27 protein-coding genes are annotated in these 25951 nt (G+C 68.8%); 13 read left to right on the top strand and 14 right to left on the bottom strand.

All coding sequences use genetic code 11. The features are described 5' to 3' along the window. The first annotated feature begins 450 nt into the window (after window positions 1-450). The 5 genes from AC3WSN_RS17855 to AC3WSN_RS17835 all read left to right on the top strand — a co-directional run bounded on the left by AC3WSN_RS17855 (window position 451) and on the right by AC3WSN_RS17835 (window position 3909). On the top strand, window positions 451-1554 hold the full coding sequence (locus AC3WSN_RS17855) for a helix-turn-helix transcriptional regulator (protein WP_492539724.1): 1104 nt from the start codon (window positions 451-453) through the stop codon (window positions 1552-1554). A 105-nt stretch (window positions 1555-1659) separates the two neighbouring features. After that, window positions 1660-1860, top strand: a complete 201-nt coding sequence (locus AC3WSN_RS17850; protein WP_192707978.1) for a hypothetical protein — start codon at window positions 1660-1662, stop codon at window positions 1858-1860. 317 nt (window positions 1861-2177) lie between these two features. Further along, window positions 2178-2387 carry a hypothetical protein gene (locus AC3WSN_RS17845; protein WP_492539722.1) on the top strand — a complete coding sequence of 70 codons (210 nt, stop codon included), beginning with the start codon at window positions 2178-2180 and terminating at the stop codon, window positions 2385-2387. Between the two features lie 149 nt (window positions 2388-2536). After that, on the top strand, window positions 2537-3067 hold the full coding sequence (locus tag AC3WSN_RS17840) for a GNAT family N-acetyltransferase (RefSeq protein WP_209578362.1): 531 nt from the start codon (window positions 2537-2539) through the stop codon (window positions 3065-3067). A 230-nt stretch (window positions 3068-3297) separates the two neighbouring features. Next, window positions 3298-3909 (top strand): DUF2147 domain-containing protein, encoded by a 612-nt coding sequence (locus tag AC3WSN_RS17835; RefSeq protein ID WP_492539719.1) that lies wholly within the window; start codon window positions 3298-3300, stop codon window positions 3907-3909. Window positions 3910-3922: 13 nt separating this feature from the next. On the opposite strand, the gene AC3WSN_RS17830 is transcribed toward AC3WSN_RS17835, so the two are convergent. Together AC3WSN_RS17830 and AC3WSN_RS17825 are read right to left on the bottom strand one after the other, a co-directional pair. Then, window positions 3923-5146, bottom strand: coding sequence for a serine hydrolase domain-containing protein (locus AC3WSN_RS17830; RefSeq protein ID WP_492539717.1), 1224 nt, complete (start codon window positions 5144-5146; stop codon window positions 3923-3925). A gap of 53 nt (window positions 5147-5199) precedes the next feature. Next, a complete protein-coding gene (locus AC3WSN_RS17825) occupies window positions 5200-5709 on the bottom strand; it encodes a DUF427 domain-containing protein (protein ID WP_492539715.1) in 510 nt (169 codons plus the stop codon). A 128-nt stretch (window positions 5710-5837) separates the two neighbouring features. On the opposite strand from AC3WSN_RS17825, the gene otsB reads away from it, so the two are divergent. From otsB to AC3WSN_RS17810, 3 genes are all read left to right on the top strand, one after another. Further along, window positions 5838-6581 (top strand): trehalose-phosphatase, encoded by a 744-nt coding sequence (otsB, locus tag AC3WSN_RS17820; protein WP_492539713.1) that lies wholly within the window; start codon window positions 5838-5840, stop codon window positions 6579-6581. A 119-nt stretch (window positions 6582-6700) separates the two neighbouring features. Then, window positions 6701-7102 (top strand): DUF4260 domain-containing protein, encoded by a 402-nt coding sequence (locus AC3WSN_RS17815; protein ID WP_492539711.1) that lies wholly within the window; start codon window positions 6701-6703, stop codon window positions 7100-7102. 123 nt (window positions 7103-7225) lie between these two features. Continuing rightward, on the top strand, window positions 7226-8233 hold the full coding sequence (locus AC3WSN_RS17810; protein WP_492539709.1) for a glucokinase: 1008 nt from the start codon (window positions 7226-7228) through the stop codon (window positions 8231-8233). A gap of 122 nt (window positions 8234-8355) precedes the next feature. On the opposite strand, the gene AC3WSN_RS17805 is transcribed toward AC3WSN_RS17810, so the two are convergent. After that, entirely contained in the window at window positions 8356-9828 is a 1473-nt protein-coding gene (locus AC3WSN_RS17805) for an MFS transporter (protein WP_192707986.1), read from the bottom strand. 158 nt (window positions 9829-9986) lie between these two features. Between AC3WSN_RS17805 and AC3WSN_RS17800 the strand changes: the two genes are divergently transcribed. Beyond that, the gene (locus AC3WSN_RS17800; protein WP_373622794.1) at window positions 9987-10277 is read left to right on the top strand and encodes a hypothetical protein; all 291 of its coding nucleotides are present in this window, start codon (window positions 9987-9989) and stop codon (window positions 10275-10277) included. Window positions 10278-10377: 100 nt separating this feature from the next. Beyond that, a complete protein-coding gene (locus AC3WSN_RS17795; RefSeq protein WP_492539707.1) occupies window positions 10378-11319 on the top strand; it encodes a 2-hydroxyacid dehydrogenase in 942 nt (313 codons plus the stop codon). A 21-nt stretch (window positions 11320-11340) separates the two neighbouring features. On the opposite strand, the gene AC3WSN_RS17790 is transcribed toward AC3WSN_RS17795, so the two are convergent. Beyond that, complete coding sequence (locus AC3WSN_RS17790; protein WP_492539705.1) at window positions 11341-12234, bottom strand: LysR substrate-binding domain-containing protein; 894 nt, start codon at window positions 12232-12234, stop codon at window positions 11341-11343. A gap of 109 nt (window positions 12235-12343) precedes the next feature. Here AC3WSN_RS17790 and AC3WSN_RS17785 point away from each other — a divergent pair, with 109 nt between their 5' ends. The 3 genes from AC3WSN_RS17785 to AC3WSN_RS17775 all read left to right on the top strand — a co-directional run bounded on the left by AC3WSN_RS17785 (window position 12344) and on the right by AC3WSN_RS17775 (window position 16073). Beyond that, window positions 12344-13096 (top strand): SDR family NAD(P)-dependent oxidoreductase, encoded by a 753-nt coding sequence (locus tag AC3WSN_RS17785; protein ID WP_492539703.1) that lies wholly within the window; start codon window positions 12344-12346, stop codon window positions 13094-13096. A gap of 139 nt (window positions 13097-13235) precedes the next feature. Next, a complete protein-coding gene (locus tag AC3WSN_RS17780) occupies window positions 13236-15197 on the top strand; it encodes a cytochrome C oxidase Cbb3 (protein ID WP_492539701.1) in 1962 nt (653 codons plus the stop codon). Between the two features lie 27 nt (window positions 15198-15224). Continuing rightward, complete coding sequence (locus AC3WSN_RS17775) at window positions 15225-16073, top strand: oxidoreductase (RefSeq protein WP_492539699.1); 849 nt, start codon at window positions 15225-15227, stop codon at window positions 16071-16073. Window positions 16074-16175: 102 nt separating this feature from the next. Here AC3WSN_RS17775 and AC3WSN_RS17770 read toward each other — a convergent pair whose 3' ends face one another. From AC3WSN_RS17770 to urtA, 10 genes are all read right to left on the bottom strand, one after another. Further along, window positions 16176-16745: a ClpP family protease gene (locus AC3WSN_RS17770; RefSeq protein ID WP_192707991.1), complete on the bottom strand. Its 570-nt coding sequence runs from the start codon at window positions 16743-16745 to the stop codon at window positions 16176-16178. Between the two features lie 57 nt (window positions 16746-16802). Continuing rightward, window positions 16803-17858, bottom strand: a complete 1056-nt coding sequence (locus AC3WSN_RS17765) for an aliphatic amidase (RefSeq protein ID WP_492539697.1) — start codon at window positions 17856-17858, stop codon at window positions 16803-16805. 46 nt (window positions 17859-17904) lie between these two features. Continuing rightward, window positions 17905-18222, bottom strand: a complete 318-nt coding sequence (locus AC3WSN_RS17760; RefSeq protein WP_492539695.1) for an FmdB family zinc ribbon protein — start codon at window positions 18220-18222, stop codon at window positions 17905-17907. Between the two features lie 125 nt (window positions 18223-18347). After that, entirely contained in the window at window positions 18348-19577 is a 1230-nt protein-coding gene (fmdA, locus tag AC3WSN_RS17755) for a formamidase (protein WP_012322394.1), read from the bottom strand. A 63-nt stretch (window positions 19578-19640) separates the two neighbouring features. After that, window positions 19641-20660 carry an alpha/beta fold hydrolase gene (locus tag AC3WSN_RS17750; RefSeq protein ID WP_492539693.1) on the bottom strand — a complete coding sequence of 340 codons (1020 nt, stop codon included), beginning with the start codon at window positions 20658-20660 and terminating at the stop codon, window positions 19641-19643. Window positions 20661-20669: 9 nt separating this feature from the next. Next, window positions 20670-21434: an urea ABC transporter ATP-binding subunit UrtE gene (gene urtE, locus AC3WSN_RS17745; RefSeq protein WP_492539691.1), complete on the bottom strand. Its 765-nt coding sequence runs from the start codon at window positions 21432-21434 to the stop codon at window positions 20670-20672. A gap of 2 nt (window positions 21435-21436) precedes the next feature. Beyond that, on the bottom strand, window positions 21437-22222 hold the full coding sequence (gene urtD / locus AC3WSN_RS17740; RefSeq protein WP_192707995.1) for an urea ABC transporter ATP-binding protein UrtD: 786 nt from the start codon (window positions 22220-22222) through the stop codon (window positions 21437-21439). An 8-nt stretch (window positions 22223-22230) separates the two neighbouring features. Next, entirely contained in the window at window positions 22231-23403 is a 1173-nt protein-coding gene (urtC, locus tag AC3WSN_RS17735) for an urea ABC transporter permease subunit UrtC (protein WP_192707996.1), read from the bottom strand. Window positions 23404-23416: 13 nt separating this feature from the next. Next, complete coding sequence (urtB, locus tag AC3WSN_RS17730) at window positions 23417-24343, bottom strand: urea ABC transporter permease subunit UrtB (protein ID WP_012322399.1); 927 nt, start codon at window positions 24341-24343, stop codon at window positions 23417-23419. Window positions 24344-24562: 219 nt separating this feature from the next. Further along, the gene (gene urtA, locus AC3WSN_RS17725) at window positions 24563-25831 is read right to left on the bottom strand and encodes an urea ABC transporter substrate-binding protein (RefSeq protein ID WP_492539687.1); all 1269 of its coding nucleotides are present in this window, start codon (window positions 25829-25831) and stop codon (window positions 24563-24565) included. Window positions 25832-25951 lie beyond the last annotated feature (120 nt).

Here is a 25951-nt window from a genome sequence, read left to right as displayed (position 1 = left end):
TCCGGGTCGCCGCAGGGGAGCCCGGAGTCCAGAGCCACCGACGCGCCAGGATCCTGTAGTGACAGCGGATCTGGATCGCCCGCCTCCGGCGTGCCCCTCCGGGTCCGGGCTTCGCTGCGCGGCCCGGGTCTGACGGCGCGGCTCATAGTTCGCCGAACATCCCAGCACGGGAGAGGGGCTGGTTGCGTCCGTTCGAGTCGGGCGCAACTGTTCGGGCGTACCGCGTGAGTCGAAATCAGCGGATACGGCCATGCCGGCGCGGGTGGCTGGTGCGAAACCGCGAAGGTCAATCGTTCGGTCAGCGCTCCGCATTCAAAACTGTAAACATTCGAGCGATGGCCTTGCGGCGCCGGGCCGAATTATGGTCACTTGGCTGATGTGTGCCATCGGGATGACGTTCGAACAGCTCAGGACTGAATCGATACACCCTGGATTCTGCGGACGGGTCCGATGGCTGGCGTGAGCCATGACCCCTGGATCCGCCTGCAGGACGACCTTGAGGCCCGTTTCCGGGAGGATCTCGAGGAGGCGGTGATCGACGCCGCACGCTGGCCCGACCTGATCGACCGGGCCTCGCGGGCGTCCGGCAGCGAAGGCGCCCTGCTCCTGCGTTCGGATCGCACCGCGCTCGATGCGCTCTGCACGCCGTCCCTGGCGGATGCCTCGCGCCGCTACTTCGATGAGGGCTGGCACCGCGAAGACCACCGGCTGCGCGGCATTCCGCTGATGCGCCAGCGCGGCATCGCGGTCGATCAGGACTTCACCTCGCCCGAGGAATTCGCGCGGCTTCCGTTCTACCAGGACCTGCTCGCCTCCCGTGGCCTGCGCTGGTTTGCGGGGATCGGGTTCGAGGTGAAGGGCCGGCTCTGGTGCCTGTCGCTGCAGCGGACGATCGCGCAGGGGCCCTACGAGCCGCACGAGCAGACGCGCCTGGCTGCCCTGTCGCCCCTTCTCCGGCGGGCCGGCCTGCTCACCGCGATGGTCGAGAAGGCACGGCTGGCCGGGATGAATCAGGCCTTCGACGTCATCGAGCGCGCGGCGCTGATCCTCGATTCTGCGGGACGCGCGGTGTGCTGGAACGCCGCCTTCGGCGCGCTGCTCGGCCGCGACCTGAAGCTCGCGGGCGGACGCCTCACCGCCGCGGAGCCCGAGGCCGCCCGGCAATTGGAGGCTCTAGGACGCCCGGCCGGCCGGCCGCCGATCTCCGCCGTGGTTGTGGCCCGCGAGGACGCGTCGCCGGTCGTGATCCACGTCGTCCCGCTTGTCGGGCCCAGCCGTGGCCTGTTCGCGGGCGGATGCACCTTGCTCCTGGGAAGCGTCCCCGAGGCCGCGCCGGTGCCGGCCTCCGCCATCCTTCAGGCCGCCTACCGGCTCACGCCTGCGGAGGCGCGTCTGGCGCAGGCCGTCTCCGGAGGCGCTTCGCTGGCGGAAGCGGCGGCCCGCTTCGCAATCACGGCCGCGACTGCCCGCTCGCAGCTGAAGGCGATCTTCGCCAAGACCGGCGCGACGCGACAGTCGGACCTCGTCCGGCTGGTCGCCGGTCTCGCGCGCTGACCAGCCGCCGCGCCGGGCATCCGGCCCGGATCGCGGAACGGGTCAGCCCGCGGCACCGTTTGACAGGGGACGACAAGACGAAACTCGACGACTGGAGACCCTCTGATGACGAATCGTATCGCGCTCGCCTCCGCCCTGGCCATCGGCGCTCTCCTCGCCGGCGCGCCGGCCGAGGCGAAGGGCTGCCTCAAAGGTGCGGTGGTCGGCGGCGTCGCCGGTCACGTGGCCGGCCACGGCAAGATGGGGGCGGCCGCGGGCTGCGCCATCGGGCACCACAACGCCAACAAGAAGGCCAAGCAGGGCTGAGCCGATTCGCACCTGAAACAGACCGGGTTCTGCGCGTGCGGGACCCGGATCGACCGCGCGACCGCTTCGAAGCCGGGCCCAGATCCAGGGTCCGGCTTCTCTGCGTTTGCGGACCAAGTCGGTCACGCCGCAATCGCCCGATCCCGTGCAGATGACCGCGCGCCGGCCCCGTTCGGAATGGCCTCCGGAAAGCCCCCGATCGCAAGCCTCAGCCAAGCCTCAACGTTGACCGCTCTTTATACCTGTTCTAATTAAGAACTGTGCAGGGCGCGCCGCGAACTTCGTCGCGCCACCGCGACTCACGATGGAGAGACCCGATGGCCGGTACCGCGAACGCCGCTTGCGAGAGCTGCCGCTTCTTCGACGATCACAAGCTCAACGGCGCCAGTGCGCAGGGCGACGACGGGCTCTGCCGGTTCAATCCGCCGGTCAGCCAGCCCGCCCCGGAGTCCAAGGGCCTCTGGCCGGTGGTCGCGTCCAAGGATTGGTGCGGCCACTTCACCGCAGAGATGTCGGCGGCCGAGTAAGCGGCCTCTCCGGAGCGCCCGACGAGTGCGGTGCCCGGCGCCGCCCCGCGCATCATCGCGCGGCGCCCCGCGTGCGCCGCGCCTCTGACGACATAGCTGCATGCGCAAGGCCGTTGCCGGCCTCGCCATCGCGCGCTTATTCTGCCGTCGTGACAGACGGAATACGCCCGGCCACCGAGGCCGATCTGACGGCCATCACGGCGATCTACGGGAACGCCGTCAGCACCAGCACGGCCAGCTTCGAGACGGAGCCGCCGAGCCTCGATGAGATGACGCGGCGCTTCACAATCCTGCGCGCGGGCGGCCTCCCCTATCTGGTGGCCGTGCGGGACGGTTCGGTCGCCGGCTATGCCTATGCTGGCCCCTACCATCACCGCGCCGCCTACCGCTCGACGGTCGAGGACTCGATCTACGTCGCGCAGGCCTGCCGCGGCGGCGGGATCGGCCGCCGCCTGCTCGGGGCCCTGATCACGGAATGCGAGCGGATCGACTGCCGGACGATGGTCGCCGTCATCGCCGAGAGCGGCTCTCCCGCTTCCGTCGCGCTGCATGCCGGGCTCGGCTTCACGCCGGTCGGGACCCTGGCCGGGGTCGGCTACAAGCACGGGCGCTGGCTCGACGTCACCCTGATGCAGCGCCCGCTCGCCGCCGCCCGGACGACGCCGCCGACCCGCGTCTGAACCCGGATTCGCGCCGCACGGGAGCAGGCCTGCATCTTCAGCCCTAAGCTGCGTTGTCATGATGCGGACAACTTCGCGCGGGACAGGGCGGGCAGGAAGCGCGTGCCGCCCGGGGCTCGGCCCGGCGAGAGCGCGATGTCGCGAGGGAAGGGGGCTTTCCGCGCGCGCAAGCGGTTTACGCGTGGGCGGTCGGGTCTTCGACACGGCTCGCGAGGTATGGGAGTTCGGGTATGAGGTTTACTTCGATCAGCCGCCGGATCGCGCCGCTCGCGATCCTGGCGCTCTCGGCGCTGGCGGGCCAAGCGCATGCGGCGACCCCGACCGATCCGAGCGGCACCTATCTCACCGAGGATGGTCGCGCCCGCGTGCGCCTCGAGAAGTGCGGGGCCGCCAACGATCGGCTGTGCGGCTACGTGGTCTGGCTGAAGGTTCCGCTCAACGACAAGGGCGAGCCGCGGGTCGACTTCAAGAACCCCGATCCCAAGAAGCAGGCGCGTCCGTCCCTGGGCCACCAGTTGATCATGGGCCTGAAGCCGAATGCCGATGCCCATTACGAGGGCAAGATCTACAATTCGGAGGACGGCAAGTCGTACGACGTCACGATCTGGACGGACGCACCCGGCGAGCTGACGGTGCGCGGCTGCCTGATCGCGTTCCTGTGCAAGTCGCAGACCTGGAACAAGGTCACTGACCTCGCCCCCGGCCAGCTCCCCGGCCCGACCAACGGCCCGAACGGCCCGCGCAGCGACCCCGAATACACCGGCGCCGCCAAGCCGACGGCCAAGGCAGCTCCGAAGCCGGCGGCGAAAACCGCCCCTGCCGGCGCGCCCGCGCAGGAGTGAGGCGCGCTGCGCCTCAGCTGTCCAGCGCCGCGTAGGTCAGGACGCGCAGCTCCCGCCGGATCGGCAGCGCCGAGGACGGCACGAGCTGCGTCATGAGCACGACCGAGAGATCCTCGACCGGGTCGATCCAGAACGCCGTCGAGGCGAGGCCGCCCCAAGCGACTTCGCCGGGCGTGCCGAGGATCTGGGCGCGAGCCGGGTCGAGCATCACCGAGAAGCCGAGGCCGAAGCCGATCCCCGTGTAGGAGGTCTCGGCGAAGCGCGGCGTGCCCATCGCGGCGAGGTCGCCGGACAGGTGGTTCGCCAGCATCAGATCGACGGTCTTGCGACCGAGCAGCCGCCGGCCGTCCAGCGTGCCGCGATTGAGGATCATCCGGCAGAAGCGCTGGTAATCGGCGGCCGTCGAGACGAGGCCGCCGCCGCCCGACGCGATCGCGGGCGGGTTCGCGAAGACCGTGTCCACCGAATCGTCGAACGGCCTGAGCCGGCGCTCGCGGTCATACGCGTAGGTCGCGCAGAAGCGCGGCATCAGGTCGGGCCGGACATGGAAGTCGGTATCGATCATGCCGAGCGGACCGATGACTTCGTCCCGCAGGTAATCGGCGAAGGGACGGCCGCTGAGTGTCGCCACGTACTGGCCGAGCACGTCGGTGGCGACGCTGTAGTTCCAGGCAGTGCCGGGCTGCGCCAGCAGCGGCAGCGCTGCGACCCGGGCGGTCATCTCCGCGAGGGTCCCGTCCCGGGCCAGGAAATCGACGCCGCGCTCGCGGTACTGCGCGTCGACCAGCGTCGCCTCCATGAAGCCGTAGGTCAGCCCCGCCGTGTGGGTGAGGAGGTCGCGCACCGTGATCGGCCGGCGCGCCGGCTCGGTCTCGAGCTTCGCCCGGTTGCCACCGACCGCGACGCGCATCGCGGCGAATTCGGGCAGGACCCGGGACACCGGATCGTCGAGCTGGAACAGGCCCTGCTCGTAGAGCTGCATCACTGCGACCGAGGTGAGCGGCTTGGTCATCGAGTAGATCCGCGTCACCGTGTCGAGGGTGAACGGCGTCGCGCGGGCGAGGTCGGCCTGCCCGCAGGCGCGCGCGAAGGCGGTGCGACCGCGCCGGTTGACCGTCACTGACAGGCCGGCGAGCCGCCCCTCGGCGACGAGACGGTCCATCCACGGCGCGATCCGGGCGAGCCCCTCCGGGCTGAAGCCGGCCCCCTGCGGATCGGTCTCGGTCAGCGCGCTCATGCAGTCGTCCTCGCCTCGTCTGTCCGGATTCGTAAGGGCCGGGACCCGGAAAATCACCAGCCCATCGTGCCGGGGCCGCCCTTGAACGGCCCGACGATCCCGGGCGTGATCCAGCCGCCGTAGAAGCTGCCGGGCTGCGGCGTCGCCCGTTCCGTGCCGACGAAGCAGGCATCCATCGGTCCGGCGTAGAAGGCGACGTAGCCGGCGATCGGGGTGAAGTCCGGGGTCGGGGCGGGATAGGTCCAGGCAGCGCCCGGCGCGACGCGGTCACCGCCGCGCACGTCGAACAGCCGCGCCTGCCCCTTCCATTCGCAGATCCCGCCGCGCCGCGGGTTTGCGAGCGCCCCGGCCACGATGGCGTCCGGCGGCAGGTAGTAGGTCGGCGGGTGCGAGGTCTCGAGGACGCGAAAGCCCGCCTCGGTCTCGGCGATCACGGCGCCGCCGAGCACCACGCGCAGCCGTTCCCGCACCGGCTCAAGCCGTGGCGGGCGCGGGTAGTCCCAGACGCTTTCGGCGCCCGGCCCAACCGGGTCCGGAACGGGTCGCCTCGCCGGGCCAGTCATGGGGAGCCTCTCATCGGAACCTCGTGCCAATCGCTCGTGGACCCACATAGGGCATTGCTGCCGTCATTTGTCGGTGGGCCGGGCCGTGCTAGCCCCGGGGCCGACGCTCAAGCCCGGGATCGCCCGCGATGGACATCGCCCTCTTCCTCGACTTCGACGGCACCCTCGCCGAGATCGCGCCGCGGCCCGACGCCGTGCAGGTCGCGCCCGGCTTGGTGGACACTCTGGAACGGCTGCGGGAGCGCCTCGGCGGCGCCCTCGCGATCGTGACCGGGCGCCCGGTCTCGGTGATCGACGATTTCCTGACGCCGGCCCGCCTCGATGCGGCCGGACTCCATGGGGTTGAGCGCCGCGTCGACGGGCGCCTCGCGGGCGGACGGGCGGAGGACCACCCGGATCTGCGCCGGCAGGTCGAGCGCCTCCAGGCGGAGAGCGCGGCGCTGGCCAACGTGCTGATCGAGGACAAGGGCGCCTCGGTGGCGGTGCACTGGCGCCTCGCCAATCCCGAGGATGCCGCCCGGGCCGAAGCCCTGGTCAAGGCGGCCGCAGACGCCCTGGGCGGCGCTTACAGGCTTCAGCTCGGCAAGGCGGTGGGCGAGATCGTCCCGGCGCAGGCCACCAAGGCGCACGCGATCCGCGCCTTCCTGGAGCAGGCGCCCTACGCGGGGCGCAGGCCGGTCTTCTTCGGCGACGACCGCACCGACGAGATCGCTTTCGCGTCGGTGAACGAGGATGGCGGCATCGCGGTCCGGGTCGGCGACGGCGACACCGTGGCGGGCCGGCGCCTGCCGGATCCGGCCGCCGTCCGCGCGCTGCTGCGGGACTGGGCCGAGGGCGGCACCATCGATCCGGCGGCGCTGCCGCCGGCCTGAGGCAGGAGCGGCCCCGTATTTGCCAAGTCCATGATGTGCCGAGTCCACGCGAGGCCTCTCGGCATGCGCGTGAGGACGGCTGGCCCGCGCTTCGCTCCGGGCATTCGACGAGGATCATGATGCCGGACGGTTTTGTGCGCGGCGTCCCGCGCGTTCTGCTGCGGATCGAGGGTGCCGGCATCCTCGGCAGTGCCGTCGGGGCGTATGCCTGGCTCGGGCAGCCCTGGTGGATGTTCGCCGTGCTGATCCTCGCGCCCGATCTCAGCATGCTCGGCTACGTCGCCGGCGCCCGCTCCGGCGCCGTGCTGTACAATGCGGTCCATACGCTCGCCGGGCCGCTGATCGCCCTGGGCTCGGCGGCAAGCCTGCATCAACCGGGCCTCGCGGGCGTGGCGCTGATCTGGCTCGCCCATATCGGCCTGGACCGCATGCTCGGCTACGGCCTTAAATACGGAAGCGGTTTCGGCGATACGCATCTTGGCGCGGTCGGCCGGAGCCTTGAGAACGTGACGACATCCTGATGGGTGCGGCCATCCTCGCACCGGGCCTGAGCGCCTGGACCCGAGCGTCGGATGGAGTCATCCACGCTGTCGGCAGGCTCGTATCCTGCCTGGGGCGGGCCAGAAACGAGAGGTAGCCTTTCGATGTTCGAGTTTCCGGTTCTGGTCGGCGACATCGGCGGCACGAATGCCCGCTTCGGCCTCATCGAGACGAAGGGTGATCAGCCCCGGCCTCTCTCGCATGAGGCCACCGCCGACCACGCCGATCCGTCGAGCGCCATCAAGGCATCCTTGGCCAAGGACGGGAACCGCGCACCCCGACCGCGTTCGGCGATCCTCGCCATCGCCGGCCGGGTCGACGGGCCGGAGATCCAGCTGACCAACGCCCATTGGAAGATCGCCGGTCAGCGCATCGCCGAGGCTTTTGGGCTCTCCTCCGCGGTCGTGGTAAACGATTACGTGCCGGTCGCGGCCGGCGCCGCCGACATCGAGCCGCACGATCTCTCCCCGGTCGGACCCTGTCCCCCGGTGCCGGGGGGCGCCCGTGTGGTGCTGGGGCCCGGGACCGGCTTCGGCGCTGCCGCCCTGGTGCCTTACGCCGCCCATCTCGCGATCGTCTCGACCGAGATCGGCCACACCGATTTCGGCCCCGCCGACGAATTCGAGGAGAAGGTCTGGCACGTCCTCGAGCGGGTCGAAGATCGCATCACCGTGGAGACGGTCCTGTCGGGGCCGGGTCTGGCGCGGCTCCACGCGGCCGTGGCCCATGTTCGCACCGGCAAGCCGCACGAGAAGATCGATCCTGCGGCCGTGACCGAGGCAGGTCTCAACGCATCCGACCCGCACGCCGCCGAGACCCTGGAACTTTTCGGCCGGCTGCTCGGCCGCGTCTGCGGCGACCTCGCGCTGACCTTCCTGGCGACGAGCGGCGTCTATATCGGCGGCGGCATTGCGCCCCGGATCCTCAAGGTGCTGCAGGAAAGCGGGTTCCGCACGGCGTTCGAGCGGAAGGCTCCGTTTGCCGAGATGATGCGCAAGATCCCGACGAGCGTGATCACCGTCCAGGATCCGGCCTTCCGGGGCCTTGCCGCCCTGGCGAATGAGGGCGGCAAGTTCGTCTATCATGGGCAGGTGTGGCGGAAGAGAGCGTGACCGCCTCTTGCCCGTCGCGGCGCGCGGTGAAGCAACCCGGGGCAGCGCAACGCCGACCGGCGTAACGCGCTCTGGATTGCTTCGCTCCGCTCGCAAAGACGAAGGCTGATGCGGACAGGCGCTCAGGCCGCCGCCAGGGGCTTCGACACTTCTTCCAGCGACTTGCCCTCCGCAGCCGTGCCCCAGATGCCGCCGACCACCGCGGCGACCAGCATCAGCACGGCCCCGATCCCGTAGCCGAACAGCACCCAGTCCCGGGAGCCGGTCTCCACCAGGGTGCCGAACAGGAGCGGGCCCGAGACGCCGCCGATGCCGGTGCCGACCGCGTAGAAGGCCGCGATCGCGAGCGCCCGGATCTCCAGCGGGAAGGTTTCGGAGACGGTCAGGTAGGCCGAGCTCGCCGCCGCCGAGGCGAAGAAGAACACCACCATCCAGGCCCCCGTCTGGCCGACCGGCCCGAGCACGTCGAGGCGGAACAGCAGGCCGACGCCGGCGAGCAGCAGCGCCGAGATCCCGTAGGTGAAGGCGATCATCTTGCGCCGGCCGATCGTGTCGAACAGGCGCCCGAGCAGCAGCGGCCCGAGGAATGAGCCGAGCGCGAAGGGCAGCAGGTACCAGCCGACATGGTTGCCCGGCACCTCGTAGAAGCGCTCCAGCACCAGCGCATAGGTGAAGAACAGCGCGTTGTAGAAGAACGCCTGCGCGATCATCAGCGCGAGGCCGACCATGGTCTCCTTGCGGCTCGTGACAAACAGCGCCTTGAACACCTCCGAAAGGGGGGTGTGATCGCGGGTGCGCACCTTCATGCGCTTGCTCTCGTCCACGGGCGGCAGCGTGACACCCTCGTCCTTGAAGCGCTTCTCGATGCCGGTGACCACCCGGTCGGCTTCCGCGGCGTAGCCGTGGGTGGCGAGCCAGCGCGGGCTCTCGGGGATCCAGGTGCGCAGGAGCAGGATCACGAGGCCGATGGCACCGCCCGTGAAGAAGGCCACGCGCCAGCCCCAGGCCGGATCGATCACCTCGGGTTTCAGCAGCACGATCGACATGAACGAGCCGAGCGCGGCGCCGATCCAGAACGAGCCGTTGATGACCAAGTTGGTCCAGCCCCGGACCCGGGCCGGGACGAGTTCCTGGATGGTGGAGTTGATCGCCGTGTACTCGCCACCGATTCCCGCGCCGGTGAAGAAGCGGAAGAGGCAGAAACTCCAGACGTTCCAGGACAGGCCGGTGGCCGCCGTGGCGACCAGGTAGAGGGCCAGCGTGATGAAGAACAGCTTCTTGCGGCCGATCCGGTCGGTGAGCCAGCCGAAGCCGAGCGCCCCGGTGACGGCGCCCACGAGGTAGCAGGAGGCGGCCAGCCCCACATCGAACTCGGAGAACGACATCGGCGGCTTGCGCAGGGCGCCGACGAGCGAGCCCGCCAGCGTCACTTCCAGGCCGTCGAGCACCCAGGTGATGCCGAGCGCCACGATGACGAGGACATGGAAGCGGCCCCAGGGTAGCCGATCGAGCCGAGCGGAGATGTCGGTGTCGATCACCCGGCCGATCTCCGCCCGCTCCGGGGTCCCGGAGCCTCCCTCGACCTTGCTCGCCATCCGCGCAAACCCTCCCGAAATGTCGTTTACCGTACCTGAACAGCCGCCATTTACCGCGACTGCAGGCAGGTGTTGGCAACGACTTGGGAATCGATTCGGTTCGATCCGGTCTTCACTTGCGACGCGCAGAACGGGGGGCGTTCACGCGGTGCCATCTCATGCCCTCCCGACCTGCCCGTTTCCGCCCGCCATCCCTGATCCGCCTCGCCATGCTCGCGACTATGACGTTCGCGGGGCTGGCGATCGTCCCGACGGAGGGGGCGGATGTCCACCTCGAACGGCCGAAGCCCCGCGTGCAGATGCCGGGCGCCGATCGGTGGCGCCTCCGGCCGACCGAGCCGGCACTCGCGAGTACGACGGGCAGCATCCGCAAGCGTGCCGAGACCGCCATCCCGGCGGAGCGCCGCAACGTTCGCCTCGTCTACCCGGCGTTGCTCGAGGCGCGCTGACCGAGCGGCGTTTCAGGCTTGGCGATTCTGAGCCCTTGAGGCACAGCGCCTGCTTCGTCCCGCGCCGATGATAGGCTCGAGGTCGGTACGGAGTTCGCGGATGTCGGAAACGATCGCCCTTGTCGGGTGCAAGAGCCCGGCGCAGGAGGCGGAATATCTGCACATCCTGTCGGCCGCGATGCCCGAAGAACGCCTCGCGCCGTTCCGGACGATGGGACCCGCGGAGCGGACGGCCGCGCGGATCGCCGTGGTAGCGAATCCCGATCCCGCCGAGGTTGCGGCGCTGCCGGGCCTGGTCTGGGTGCAGAGCCTGTGGGCCGGTGTCGAGAAGCTCGTCGGCGCCTTCGACCGGCCGCTGCCGATCGTCCGCCTCGTCGACCGGGAAATGGCGCGGACCATGGCGGAGGCAGTCCTCGCCTGGACCTACTATCTCCAGCGCGACATGCCGGCCTATGCGCGTCAGCAGCGCGACCGCGTCTGGCGCCCGCACGCCTATCGCAAGCCGTCCGACACGACGGTGGGCCTGCTCGGGCTCGGAGCGCTCGGCACCGCGGCGGCCGACAGGCTCGTCGGCGCGGGTTTCCGGGTCGTCGGCTGGAGCCGGACGCCGAAGGCAGTCGCGGGCCTCGACACGGTCCACGGGGCGGATGGGCTCACGGCGATGCTGGGCCAGTCCGATATCCTCGTCTGCCTCGTGCCCCTGACGACCGAGACGCGCGGCCTCGTGAACACCGCGCGGCTCGCGGCGCTGAAGCCCGGTGCGGCGCTGATCAATTTCGCCCGCGGGCCGATCGTCGTGACCGAGGACCTGATCGCGGCGCTCGACAGCGGCCAGCTCGCGCACGCGGTGCTCGACGTGTTCGACGTCGAGCCGCTGCCGGCGGAGTCCGCTCTGTGGAGGCATTCTGGGGTGACCGTGCTCCCGCACGTGTCCGGCCCGACCGACATGGACTCGGCCGCCGCCACCGTCGCGGCCAATATCCGGGCGTATCGCCGGACTGGACGGCCGCCCAGCGGAGTCGACGCGGCGCGGGGCTACTAGGCCGGACGCCCGGCATCGGGGTCATAGCTTCGGAAAGGCCGCCGCGAGGTGGTCGATCAGGACGCGCACCGCCGGCGGCAGGCCGCGCCGCGTCGTGAACACGAGATGGACGATGCCGGCCTGACCGCGCCAATCGGGATAGACGGGGACCAGCCGCCCGGATGCGATGTGATCGGCGCAGGCGTGGTCGGGCAGGAAGCCGACACCGAGACCGACGGCCGCCGCATCGCAGAGCACCGCGGAATCGCTGCAGGTCAGGCGCGGCTCGTGACGGAGCGAGTAGGTCGCCCCGTCGTCCCGTTCGAGCCGCCATTCCACCGGGCCCGGATCGTCGCGCGTGCTGAGCGTCGGGACGCCGGCGAGCCCGTCGATGTCCGGCCCGATCCGGCTCGCGACTGCCGGACTCGCCACCAGGATCCAGCGCGAGAGACCGAGCGAGCGCATGGTCAGGGAGGCGTCGCTCGTCAATTCCCGCCGGACCCGCAGCGCCACGTCGACCCGCTCCTCGATCAGGTCCACAGGCCGGTCGGTGGCCAGCAGCTGCAGCCGCACCTTCGGATAGCGGGCGAGGAAGCTCCGGACGGTCGCGGCGACGACCTCGGTCAGACCGGTCGGGCAGCTCATGCGGATCAGCCCGTGCGGCTCGGTCTTGACCTCCGCGACCAGTGCCTCGGCCCGCTCCGCCTCCAGCATGATCGCACGGCAGCGCTCATAGAAGCTCTGGCCGACCTCTGTGACCCGGAAGCGCCGGCTCGACCGCTCGATCAAGCGGACGCCGAGACGTGATTCCAATCCGGCGACCCGCCGGCTGAGCTTCGATTTGGGCTCACGGAGTGCGCGGCCCGCAGGAGCGAAGCCGCCATGGGCGACGACCTCGGCGAAATAGACGTAGTCGTTGAGGTCGGCGCAGTTCATCGTTCCTCCAGCGGAACGCTGAGTACCAAAATTGTCGTCTACCGGCACCATCGTTCTATCAGCATCTCTCTCGTCAGCGGCGCACGAAGCCGTGCGATGGAGAAAGACGATGACCGGCAGATTTCAGGACAAGGTCGTGGTGGTGACCGGCGGCACCAGCGGTATCGGGCTCGCTGCCGCCAAGGCCTTCGCCACCGAGGGCGCCTCGGTGTTCATCACCGGGCGCCGACAGGAGGCGCTCGACGCAGCGGTGAGGCAGATCGGCGGCAAGGTTACCGGCGTGCGGGGTGACATGGCGAACCTCGCCGACATCGACCGCCTCTACGATGCGGTCCAGCAGAAGCACGCACAGATCGACGTGGTCTACGCCAATGCCGGCGTCGGTGAATTCGCACCGCTCGGCGCGATCTCGGAAGCCCACTACCAGAGCACCTTCGATACCAACGTGAAGGGCGTGCTGTTCACCGTCCAGAAGGCCCTGCCTCTCCTGCGCGACGGGGCCGCGATCGTGCTCACCGGATCGACCGCCGGCAGCTCGGGCACGCCCGCCTTCAGCGTCTACGGAGCCACCAAGGCGGCGATACGGAGCTTCGCGCGGAACTGGATCCTCGACCTCAAGGATCGCCGCATCCGGGTCAACACGATCAGCCCGGGCGTGACCGAGACCGCCGGTCTCAACGAACTGTTCGGCGGCGGTGATCAGGCGGCGGCCACCAAGGACTACCTCGCCGGCCAGATCCCGGCCGGGCGCGTCGGCCAGCCGGAGGAGATCGCCGAGGCGGTGCTGTTCCTGGCCTCGGACGCGGCGAGCTTCGTCAACGGCGTCGAATTGTTCGCCGATGGCGGCCAGATCCAGATCTGACGGTTGAAGTCCGGCCGGGCGGGACGCGACACCCCGTCCCGGCCGCCAGCATGAACCCTGGCCGTATCCGGCGGTTAAAGGCCCGGCCCTCGACCCCCGCATATCCGCGGGCCGGCGCCGGGAAGGACGATCAGGGTTCATGGGTTGGCCGCGCCGCATCCTGATCGCCGCCGGGTTCGTGACCGTCGCGGCGGGCGTGACCCTGAGCCTCGGCCACTTCAGCTACGCGCCGATGCCCGACCGGGCGGACCTGCTCAACCCGGACCGCTACCCGATCCAGACCGCCTTCGACGTCCTCGGCCGCCGGGTCTCGCGCGCGGAGGTCGAACGACTGAACAGCACCGAGGCCGGGCGAAAGGCGCTCGCACCGACCAGCGGCAGCGTGGCGATCGATCCCGCCATGGTCGAGCGCGGCCGGCAGGCCTTCTACCAGGAGACGTTCGGCAACGAGATCTTCCTGACCGACGTGATGGGCATGCTCGATGGGGGGCTCACGCCCACAGCGGTGGCCCTGGCGGTGGCGAAACTCGGCGGGCAGGGCACCGGCAACCTGCAGGTCGCCATGGCCAAGGATGTGCGCGTCGGCGATCGCGTCTACCGGACGGGCGAGCTGGTCCCGACCGGGCTCGATGTGCCGAAGGGCGGATCCTTCATCATCGGGATCAAGACCTTCTCCGACCGCGGCCATCTGCGTATGGGGATCACCTGCGCCCTGTGCCACGCCGCGGTCGATCCCGGCACCGGCAAGGTCGTGGAAGGCGCGCCGAACACCGACCTCAATGCCGGGCTGCTGCTGGCCCTCGCCAAAAATTCGTCGGCCTACTTCATGCACGCCAGTGTGCCCGAGGCCGATGCCCGGCCCTCCGCCGACCCGCAGCACACCGGTTCGACCACCACGGGACCGGCCCTGCCGGACGCCGCTTCCGTCGAGGCGGCCACCAAGGTGCAGGTGGCGAGCTGGCCGCCGGGCAGCTTCGACTCGTCGGCCGACCGCGTCACCAACCCGACCTCGATCCCGTCGAGCTTTTCCGCCCACGGCGAGCCCTACAGCTGGAGCGGGCGCGAGGCGATCGGGCCCTTCGCTGGCCTGTCCTCCCTCAACAACAACGTCCACGCCGCCAATTCCGACACGACCCAGCTCGCCGCCGCTGCGCCGTGGCTGTTCGGCATGGATCCGGAAACGTATCTCGGCATCGTCCTGCGCGGTGCGGCCATGGAGGCGTTCCGCTACAAGCCGGATGGCGGCCGGAGCCCGTCCGCAGTGCTGGACAGCGTCGATCCGACGCCGGCCTCGCCGGGCCTCAACAGCTACGCGGTCCTGCCGACCTACCCGGCGACCAACTACGTCACCGACAACGGCCTGTTCACCTCGGTCCCCGGCGAGCCGGTCAACCACGCCAACAACGCCATGTCGGCCTTTCAGAACCTGCTGCACCCGCCTGCGGCCGGGCAGGATGCCGACAGGGCGACAGCCGGGCGTGCGGTGTTCGAGAAGGCCGGTTGCGGCACCTGCCATTCCGGGCCGGCGCTCACCAACCATCGGGTCGTCCCGGAGGCCGAGATCGGCACCGAGCCGACCCGGGCGCGGGCGGGCGCCAAGATGGAGGCGCGCCTGTCGCCACCGACGATATTCGCCACCGACACCCCGTTCCCGGTGCCGACCGATCCGGTGATCGTCCCGGTGCCGCTCGCGGGCGACGCCCTCGCGCAGGTGCAACTCGCCTGGGGACAGGGCGGCACGGAGGGCGGCTACAAGGTGCCGAACCTCGTGGGCCTCGCCTGGACGGCACCGTATCTGCACGATTCCGGCGTGGCGGTCGGTCGCGACGCGGATACGCAACTCGGCGTGCCCGGCACCCTGTACAAGGGCATCGCACCGGATCCTGCCAACAGCCTGCGCGCCCTTGTCGACCGGGACCTGCGGGCGAAGGTCATCGCCGCCAACGCGGCCTCGGATACAGCGCGCACCGCCCGCGTTACCGGCAGAGGGCACGCCTTTTGGGCGGATGCGGGCTCGGGCGTCTCCCCGGAGGAGCAGACGGCGCTGATCGCCTACCTGCTCTCGGTCGATCGCCTGACCGAGCCGGCCGCGACGCCCTGACCCCGCCGCGCGAGTTCAGGATCTCTCATGACGCAGAACAGCAATCCGGTCTGGTTCATCACCGGCTGCTCCACCGGCTTCGGCCGGGAACTCGCCCGGCTTGTCATCGGGCGCGGTTGGCGGGCGGTCGTGACGGCCCGCGACCGCGCCAAGGTTGCCGACCTGGCTGAGGGCGCCGAGGACCGGGTTCTGGCCCTCTCCCTCGACGTGACCGAAGCCGATCAGATCGCCGCGTCCCTCCGCGCTGCGCAGGACAGGTTCGGCCGGGTCGACGTGCTGGTGAACAACGCCGGCTATGGATATCAATCCTCCATCGAGGAGGGCGAGGAGGACAAGATCCGCGCCCAGTTCGACGCCAACGTCTTCGGCCTGTTCGCGCTGACCCGCGCCGTGCTGCCGGTCCTGCGGGCGCAGCGCTCCGGTCGCATCCTCAATATCACCTCGGTGGCGGGCTTCGTCGGCTTCCCGGCCTCGGGTTACTACGCGGCGACCAAGCACGCCGTCGAAGGGTTCTCGGATTCCCTCGCCGCCGAGGTGGCACCGCTCGGGATCCGCGTGACCTGCATTGAGCCGGGCCCGTTCCGCACCGACTGGGCCGGGCGCTCCCTGATCCAGACGCCGAACGCGATTGCCGACTACGCCGAGACCGCCGGCGCGCGGCTCAAGGCCACGTCGGAGAAGAGCAGCACCCAGGCCGGCGATCCGGTGCGGGCCGGCGAGGCGATGATCCGGGTGACCGAGATGGAGAACCCGCCGCGCCACCTCGTCCTCGGCGCCTGGGGGTACGACGCAGTCACGACCCGGCTGAAGCAGCGTCTCGCCGAGATCGAGGCATGGCGCGAGACCAGCCTTGGCGCCGATTACCCGGAGACGTGAGGGCTCGCCGTCTTTGCGAGCAAGGCGAAACAATCCAGCAGCGCCAAGATCGTCGGTGTCGCGCTGCCCGCGGTTGCATCGCTGCGTTCGCAAGGACGCGGATCAGATGACCGCCTCGATCAGGCCCCGCCGCTTGGCCTCCTCCGCCTCCAGGTACCAGTTGGCCGGCGCCTTCTCGAGCACCTCGTCGAGAGTGACGTCCGAGCCCGCAACGAGGTTGGCAAATCCCTCGTTCTGGATCTCGATCGAGCACAGGATCTCGTTCAGCGTCGCCTTCACGGAGGCGATGCAGGTGGTGAGCGGCCCCTGAACCTGGAGCTGCTTGTTCATCTTGCGCTCGTGGATCATCAGGCGCGTGCCGCAGGTCAGGTAGCGGTTCTGCCGGGCGAAGAAGCTCATGAAGGTCGTGCCGGCCGAGTAGATCGCCGCCTTTCCGAGGAACACGAACCGCCGGTCCGGATCCATCGCGCTGTTGAAGCGGATATCCTCGCCCATCATCCGGGCGACCTCCGGATCGCCGCCGAGCGTCGTCAGCTCGACCACGACGATCTCGCGGTCTCCCGCCGCGCCGAGCTGGCGGCGGAAGTCCTTGTACATGTCGTAATCGACGGGGCCGGAAAGCAGCACCGCGGGGGCCCGGAAAGCGGTGGGGCCGAGGGGAGTCGTGTCCATGGTTCTCCTGGTCGAATGTCCTGCCCAGGCCCGCCCCCCGCGGCGCCTGCCAGGCGATCAGCGCGCCGGGTCGGGCGCACCCTGACCCTTGCCCACGAACGGGATGCCCTCGATCGGGCATTCCTCCGTGCCGACGCTCTGACGGGTAATGGCCCGGACGGCGTCGCGGGTTCCGTCGGGATCCTCGATCCAGCGCCGGTAGAATTCGTAGGGGCATTCCGACATCCCGTGCCGGTTCTCCTTCGAGTTGATCATGCCCGTGTAGCCGCGGTGCAGGAGCTTGAAGAGGTGGTTCTCCGACTGGCCGTGGGCGCGGAAGTCCCGGATCAGGAACTTCGACAGGGCGGCGTACTGGATGCCCATCTCCTCCTCGCCGCACTCGCCGAGGGTGCGGCCGTCGAAGCCGATGATCGCCGAGTGGCCGAAATACGTGTAGACGCCGTCGAAGCCCGCCGCGTTGGATACCGCGACGTAGACGTTGTTGGCGAAGGCCATCGCCTTCGAGATGACGACCTGCTGTTCCTTGGCCGGATACATGTAGCCCTGGCAGCGGATGATCAGCTCGGCGCCCCGCATCGCGCAGTCGCGCCAGATCTCGGGATAGTTGCCGTCGTCGCAGATGATCAGGCTGATCTTCAGCCCCTTCGGCCCGTCCGACACGTAGGTGCGGTCACCCGGATACCAGCCCTCGATCGGCGTCCAGGGCATGATCTTGCGGTACTTCTGGACGATCTCGCCCTGGTCGTTCATCAGAATCAGGGTGTTGTAGGGCGCCTTGTGCGGGTGCTCCTCGTGGCGCTCGCCGGTGAGCGAGAACACGCCCCAGACCTTGGCCTCCCGGCAGGCGGCGGCGAACACCTCGGTCTCCGCGCCCGGGACCGTCGAGGCGGTCTCGTACATCTCGGCGGCGTCGTACATGATGCCGTGGGTCGAGTATTCGGGGAAGATCACGAGGTCGAGGCCGGGCAGTCCGGTCTTCATCCCGACGATCATCTTGCCGATCGCCTTGGCGTTCTCCAGCACCTCCGCGCGGGTGTGCAGGCGCGGCATCTTATAGTTCACGACGGCGACGCCGACGCTGTCCTGGCTGGACGAGATGTCTCCGTGCATCATGGCGTGATGTCCTCCTGACCGTGTTTGTCCCCCGGATGTGCGCGGCTCAGTGGCTGATCATCCAGGGCCGCGCCTTCGGGAAGCTCTTGGCGGCGGCCGGGGCGGCGGTCGCCTTCTTGGGTGAGCAGCAGCCGCAGCCGGCCCCGTGACTGCCCGAACGCCGCGGCGCGTGGCGGCTGCGCTCGTTGGTGGCGTGGGCGGCCCGCAGCCCCGCATCCATGCCGGCGATGCGCGGCGCGGTGAGGAAGGCCCGCTGGCTCGCGGTCCCGCAATCCGGGCAATCATGCGGCTCGCGGAACTCCGCCATCGGCCGCATTACCGTGAAGGGCCCGCAGGCCTCGCAGGCGTAGTCGTAGACGGGCATGGGGTGCTCTCAGGAAGGCTGCCGGTTCAGAAAGCGGTCGGGTCAAGCACGGGGCCCCTCTCCCGCGCGGGAGAGGGGCAGGTCGCGTCCGGTGAGCACCACGTGCCCACCGGGCGATCAGGGCCTCACAGATCCGGCGAGAGCGGCATCTGGATCGAGCCGTCGAGGAACTTGGTCGGTCCGTCGGCGCCCGGGTTGATGTCGAACTCGAAGATCTTGGTCGGTATCCAGAGCGTCGCGCAGGCGTTCGGGATGTCGACGACGCCCGAGATGTGGCCCTGGACCGGCGCCGTGCCGAGGATCGAGTAGGCCTGCGCGCCCGAGTAGCCGAACTTCTTCAGGTACTCGATCGCGTTCAGGCAGGCCTGCCGGTAGGCAATGTGGACGTCGAGGTAATGCTGGCCGCCGCTCTCGTCGACCGAGATGCCCTCGAAGATCAGGTGGTCGTCGTATTTCGGCGTGATCGGCGACGGCTTGAAGATCGGGTTCTTGATCCCGTACTTGGCCATGCCGTCCTTGATCAGCTCGACCTTCAGATGCACCCAGCCGGCCATCTCGATGGCGCCGCAGAAGGTGATCTCGCCGTCGCCCTGGCTGAAATGCAGGTCGCCCATCGAGAGCCCGGCGCCGGGCACGTAGACCGGGAAGTAGATCTTCGAGCCGCGCGACAGGTCCTTGATGTCGCAATTGCCGCCGTGCTCGCGGGGCGGGACCGTGCGGGCGCCGGTGGCGGCGGCCGCATCCTTCGCGTCGCCCTTCAGGCGGCCCATATGGGCGGTCGGGCCGAAGGGGAGGGTGGCGAGCGCCGGCACCCGCTCCGGGTCGGTGTCGTAGAGCGCCTTCTCGCGGGTGTTCCAGGTCTCCAGCATCTTGGGATCGGGCAGGCAGCCGATCAGGCCGGGATGGATCAGGCCGGGGAAGCGCACGCCCGGGACGTGGCGCGACTTGGTGAACATCCCCTCGAAGTCCCAGATCGACTTCTGGGCCTGCGGGAAGTGCTCGGTGAGGAAGCCGCCACCGTTCTTCTTGGAGAAGAAGCCGTTGAAACCCCACTGGCTCTCGGGCTTGGCGCCGATGTCGAGGAGGTCGACCACCAGCAGGTCGCCGGGCTCGGCGCCCTCGACGCCGATCGGACCCGAGAGGAAGTGCACGATCGACAGGTCGATGTCGCGCACGTCGTCGGCGGAATCGTTGTTCTTGATGAAGCCGCCGGTCCAGTCGTAGGTCTCGACGATGAAGTCCGCGCCGGGCTTCACGTAGGCAACCATCGGGATGTCGGGGTGCCAGCGGTTGTGCACCATGTCGTTGTCGTAGGCCGATTGCGTGAGATCGACCTTGATCAGCGTCTCGGGCATCTCGTGTCTCCAGCTCCCTGACTCAACCGGGGCAGGCCCCGTTCGCGCGCCGCTGCGCGTCTCTCACCCGCTCGCGAGCAGCTCTTTCAGCGCGTCGTCGAGGACCTTGATGTCGTCCGGGCTGGTGCCGGGCCCGCCCGCGAAGTGGCCCCACCACGTGTCGATCACGCGCAGCTCCGCGTTCGGCATGGCGGCCGCCTCGATGGCGTTGTCCTCGGGCGGGAAATACAGGTCGGTCGAGGCGGGCATCAGGATCGCCTTGGCGCGGATGGCGCCGAGCGCGGCCTTGAAGTCGCCCTTGAAGGTGTCGTTGGCGCTGATGTCGCCGTGCTGCCACGTCCACAGCATGGCGAGCAGGTTGTTGGCGTCGCGCTCGTAGAACAGGCCTTCCCAGAATCCGATCAGGAAGTCCTCCAGGGAGGCGTAGCCCATGTGGGTGATGTCGGCCTCGAGGCGGTAGAAGGTCTGCGACAGGCCCCAGCCCGCGTAGACACGGCCGAAGGCGCGCAGGCCCCGGGTCGGCGGGCTCGTGTACCAGCCCTCCGCCCAGGCGGCGTCGGCCTGGAGCGCGGCCTTGGCGCCCTCAAGGAAGACGTAGTTGTGCCGCGAGCACTTGGCCGAGCCCTGGAACGGCAGGATCTTCGGCACCATGTCGGGGTACATCGACGCCCAGTGGTAGGTCTGGAGCGCGCCCATCGACCAGCCGGTGACCAGGACCAGTTTCTCGATGCCGAAATGCTCGGTGACGAGGCGATGCTGGGCGCGGACGTTGTCGTAGGCGGTGACGTTGGGGAAGCGCGGCCCGTTCCAGGGCGCGGGCGTGTTGCTCGGCGAGGACGAGAGCCCGTTGCCGAACATGTTCGGGATGATGATGAAGTACTTGTCCGGGTCGAGCGCCTTGCCGGGTCCGATCAGCCACTCGTTCTCGGTGTGCTGGCCCGAGTACCAGGTCGGGTAGACGATGGCGTTGTCCTTGGCCGGGCTCAGCGTGCCGAAGGTCTTGAAGGCGAGTTTGGCCGCGCGCAGCGTCTTGCCGCACTGGAGCACGAAGTCGCCGAGTTCGAAGATCTCGTAATCGGCCATGCTGTGCCCCTAGACCGACAGGAACCGGGCGACGGCGGCCTCGTCGATCCCGTCGCGCGGGGCCTCGTGGACGATGGCGCCGTTCTCCAGCACGATCACCCGGTCGGCGACGTCGAGGGCGAAGCTCAGGACCTGCTCGGACACGACGATGGAGAGTCCGCGCGCGTCACGGATCGCTTTCAGCGTCCGGCCCATCTCGCGGATGATCGAGGGCTGGATGCCCTCGGTGGGTTCGTCGAGAAGCAGGACCTTCGGCCGGCTCGCCAGCGCCCGGGCGATGGCGAGCTGCTGCTGCTGGCCGCCCGAGAGGTTGCCGCCGCGCCGCCCCTTCATCTCCAGCAGGACCGGAAACATGTCGTAGAGGTCCTGCGGCACCTTGCGGGTGCCGGTGACCGTGAGGCCGGTCTCGATGTTCTCCTGGACCGTCATGGTCGAGAAGATCATGCGGCCCTGCGGCACGTAGGCGAGGCCCTTGGCGACCCGGGCGTGGCTCTTGAGCCCGGCGACGTCCGTGCCCTCGACCTGGATCGCGCCGGCCTTGACCGGCACGAGGCCCATCAGGGTCTTCATGAGCGTGGTCTTGCCCATGCCGTTGCGGCCCATCACGGCGACGATCTCGCCGGGCGCCACCGAGAAGGTCAGCCCGTGCAGGACCTCGCTCTGGCCATAGGCGGCGTGCAGGTCCTCGACGGCGAGCGCCGGCGTGGCGGACGCGATTGCGGCGAGCGGGGGCGCCTGGACGCCCGGCGTGTGCGCAGTCTGGAGCGACGCCATCGTCAATGTCCTAAATACACTTCGATGACCTTCGGGTCGTTCTTTACCCGCTCCATCGAACCCTCAGACAGCACCTTGCCCTGGTGCAGGACCGTCACCCGGTGGGCGATGTCCTCGACGAACTTCATGTCGTGCTCGATCACCAGCACCGAGCGGCCCTTGATGATCTGATTGAGAAGTTCGGCGGTCTTGATCCGCTCGCCGACGCTCATGCCGGCCACCGGCTCGTCGAGCATCAGCAGCTCCGGGTCCTGGATCAGCAGCATGCCGATCTCCAGCCACTGCTTCTGGCCGTGGCTCAGGAACTCGGCCCGCTCCTTGAGCTGGTCCTTCAGGAAGATCGTCTCGGCGATGGCGTGGATGCGGTCGCGGACCTCCGCGTCCCGCTTGAACGTGAGGGCGCCGAAGACCGAGCGCCCGCGGGGGAACGAGATCTCCAGGTTCTCGAACACCGTGAGGTCGTCGTAGATCGATGGCGTCTGGAACTTGCGGCCGACGCCGGCCTGCACGATGGCGCTCTCGGAGAGCTTGGTCAGTTCCTGGCCCTTGTACTTGATCGAGCCGGTGCTGGCCTTGGTGCGCCCGCAGATCAGGTCGAGGACCGTGGTCTTGCCGGCGCCGTTCGGCCCGATGATCACCCGGATCTCGTCCGGATCGACGTAGAACGACACGTCGTTCACCGCCTTGAACCCGTCGAACGAGACCGTGAGCGCCTCGACGGCGAGGAGGTAATCGGGCGGGGCGGCCTCGGCGCCGACCACGGGGGAGGAGAGGATCGCGGCGTTCATGGCGGGACTCACTCGGCCGGAGTGCCGTGGGGCGGGACGATCGCGGGCGGCGGGGCGCGCAGCCCCTTCACCCGGCGGGTGAGACGGGGCTCGATATGCTCGCGCCAGATCCCAGCGAGACCGTTCGGGAAGGCCAGCACCACCGCGATGAACAGGGCGCCGAGGCCGAACAGCCAGAGGTCGGGGAAGCTCTCGGAGAAGCTGGTCTTGGCCCAGTTGACCAGGAGCGTGCCCCAGACGGCGCCGAACAGGGACAGGCGCCCGCCGACCGCGGCGTAGATCACCATCTCGATCGAGGGGACGATGCCCACGAAGGATGGCGACATGAACCCGACCTGCAGGGTGAACATCGCGCCGCCGATGGCCGCCAACCCGGCGGCGAAGCAGAAGGCGAAGACCTTGAACCCCGCCACCGAGTAGCCGGAGAAGCGGACCCGGTCCTCCTTGTCGCGCATGGCGACGAGGATGCGGCCGAGCTTCGACTTCTTCACGTACTGCGCCGCCAGGATGCAGGCGATCAGCAGGCCGCCGTTGACGAAGTACAGGATGACCTTCGCGTGGTCGGTGCGGATGTCCCAGCCGTGGAGGGTGCGCAGGTCGGTGATGCCGTTGATGCCGCCGGTATAGCCCTGCTGGCCGACGATCAGGATCGTCAGGATCGCGGCGATCGCCTGAGTGATGATCGCGAAGTAGGTGCCGCCGACCCGGCGCTTGAACATCGCGAAGGAGATCAGCATCGCGAACAGGACCGGGACGGCGACCGCCAGAATCAGCGTCAGCGGCAGGCTCTTGAACGGCTGCCAGAACCAGGGGAGGGCGGTGATCTGGTTCCAGTCCATAAAGTCCGGGATGCCGGGCGTGGACTGGATCTTGGTGTTCTCGACGCTCGAAGCCTCGAGCTTCAAGTACATCGCCATGCAGTAGCCGCCGAGGCCGAAGAACACACCCTGTCCCAGCGACAGGATCCCCGCGTAGCCCCAGCAGATCACCAGTCCGAGGGCGACGAACGCGTAGGTGAGGTACTTGCCGACGAGGTTGAGGCGGAAGCCGTCGAGCATCAGCGGCAGGACGACCAGGATCACCCCGGCCAGGAGGAGCAGGCTCAGCCACTCCACCGGCTTCATGAACGGGTTGTCGTTGACGGTGACGGATTTGGTGAGGGTCTGGACCGGGTTCGTCATCGGGAAAACATCCTCAGCGCCGGACCTTGAGGGTGAAGAGGCCCTGGGGCCTCAGCATCAGGATGCCGACCACCGCGAGCAGGGTGATGACCTTGGCCATCGAGCCGGAGAGGAAGAACTCCAGGGTCGACTGCGTCTGGGAGATCGAGAAGGCCGACGCGATCGTGCCCAAGAGGCTCGCGGCCCCGCCGAACACGACGATCAGGAAGGTGTCGACGATGTAGAGCTGGCCGGAGGTCGGCCCGGTCGAGCCGATCATGGTGAAGGCCGAGCCGGCGATGCCCGCGATGCCGCAGCCGAGGCCGAACGTGTAGCGGTCGACCTTCTCGGTATCGATGCCGACCGCCCCCGCCATGGCGCGGTTCGACATCACGGCGCGGACTTGCTGGCCGAAGCGCGAGCGGAAGATCAGAAGCGCGACGCTGACGGTGATCAGGATGGTGACGGCCATGACGAACAGGCCGTTGATCGGGATCTCGATCGTGTCGGTGACCTGCACCGAGCCGATCAGCCAGGACGGCAGCTCGACACCGACCTCGCGGGCGCCGAAGATCGATCGGTAGGCCTGTTGGAGGATCAGCGACAGGCCCCAGGTGGCGAGGAGCGTATCGAGCGGGCGCTTGTAGAGGAACCGGATCAGGCCCCATTCCACCAGCATGCCGAGGGCCCCGGAGGCGAGGAACGCCAGGCCCATCGCGATGAAGAAGTAGATCGGGAAGAGCGCCGGCAGGTAGGTCTGGAAGAAGGTCGAGCAGAGGTAGGTGACGTAGGCGCCGAGGATCATGAACTCCCCGTGCGCCATGTTGATCACGCCCATCTGGCCGAAGATGATCGCGAGCCCCAGCGCCATCAGCAGGTAGACGGAGAACAGGATCAGGCCGGCGAAGCCCTGCATGGCGAAGATCGCGCCGAGGTCGCCGAGGGAATAGTCGCCGAGCATGGTCCCGTAATCTCCGATCCGAGATGCGCTCCGCCCGCGGCGGAGGCCCGTGATCCCACTCAGATCACCTCATCCTGAGGTGCCGGAGCGCAGCGGAGGCCTCGAAGGAGGGCTCCAGTCGCCGCGCGGGTCCTGGAGGGCTCCTTCGAGGCAGGGCGATCGATGATCGTCCTGCACCTCAGGATGAGGTCGCGTGTTGGAGGCGCGCGTTTCGCGCGACTACTGGTACCCCTTCGGGAACGGGTCCGGCTTGATCAGCTCCGGGCTCGTGTAGACGATCTCGAACTGGCCGTCGGGCTTGGCCCGGCCCACCCGCGTCTTCGACCAGAGGTGATGGTTCGGGTCGATCTTTACGTAGCCTTCCGGCGCACCCGTGAATTCCAGACCGGGCGAGGCCGCCACCACCTTGTCGACGTCGAACGAGCCGGCCTTCTCGCAGGCCATCTTCCACAGGAACGGGCCGAGATAGGCCGCCTGCGTCACGTCGCCGATGACGGTCTTCTCGCCCCACATCTTCTTGAAGGCGGCGACGAAGGCCTTGTTGTTCTCGTTCTGGATCGACTCGAAGTATTTCATGCAGGCGTAGGCCCCGGCGATGTTCTCGCCGCCGATGCCGTCGATCTCGTCCTCGGTCACCGAGATCGTCATCAGCACCTGCTTCGACAGGTCGATGCCGGCCGCCTTGAGCTGCTTGTAGAACGCCACGTTCGAGCCGCCGACCACGTCGGCGAAGATCACCTTCGGCTTGGTCAGCTTGATCTTGTTGATCACCGAGTTGAACTGGGTGTGGCCGAGGGGGAAGTACTCCTCGCCGACGACCTTGCCCTTGAGCACGTTCTCCACGTGCTTGCGGGCGATCTTGTTGGAGGTGCGCGGCCAGATGTAGTCGGAGCCGATGAAGTAGAAGCTGTCGCCGCCCTTCTCCTTGTGGACCCAGTCGAGGCCTGCGAGGATCTGCTGGGTCGCCTCCTGGCCGGTGTAGAAGACGTTCTTTGACTGCTCCAGGCCCTCGTAGAAGGTCGGGTAGTAGAGGAGGCCGTTGTACTGCTCGAAGACCGGCAGCACCGCCTTGCGCGAGGCCGAGGTCCAGCAGCCCATCACGGCGGCGCAATGGTCGTTGACGAGGAGCTTCTTGGCCTTCTCGGCGAAGGTCGGCCAGTCGGAGGCGCCGTCCTCCTGGATGATCTTGATCTTGCGGCCGAGCACGCCGCCGGCATCGTTGATCTGCTGGATCGCGAGTTTTTCCGCTTCCTGCGCGCCCGTCTCGGAGATCGCCATCGTGCCGGTGATCGAGTGCAGGATGCCGACCGTCACGTCCGTGTCCGTCACCGCGAGGCCGGTGGTGTTCACCGAAGCGGTCGGCGGCGCGGCCCAGGCGGTGCGCGGCATCAGCGCCAGCGCCGGGGCGCCTGCCAGCCCCATGAGCAGCCGGCGCCGCAGCGGGGAGCGCAAGCCGTGATCGGCGCCGGTCTCGGTGTCGTCTGCCATATGCCTGCCCCTGTTCGCGTCCGGGCCTTGAGAGGCGGCCCGGATCGATGAGCGCAGGCTAGGTCCTGGGTTGCGGTGCGGCCTATACGCGATTTTGCGTATGGCCGTGCTCTTGCATGC

Source organism: Methylobacterium sp. FW102-HT35C08 (assembly GCF_058790235.1).
Note: the sequence above shows the minus strand (reverse complement) of the source record. Positions and strands in the feature narration are given on the sequence as shown.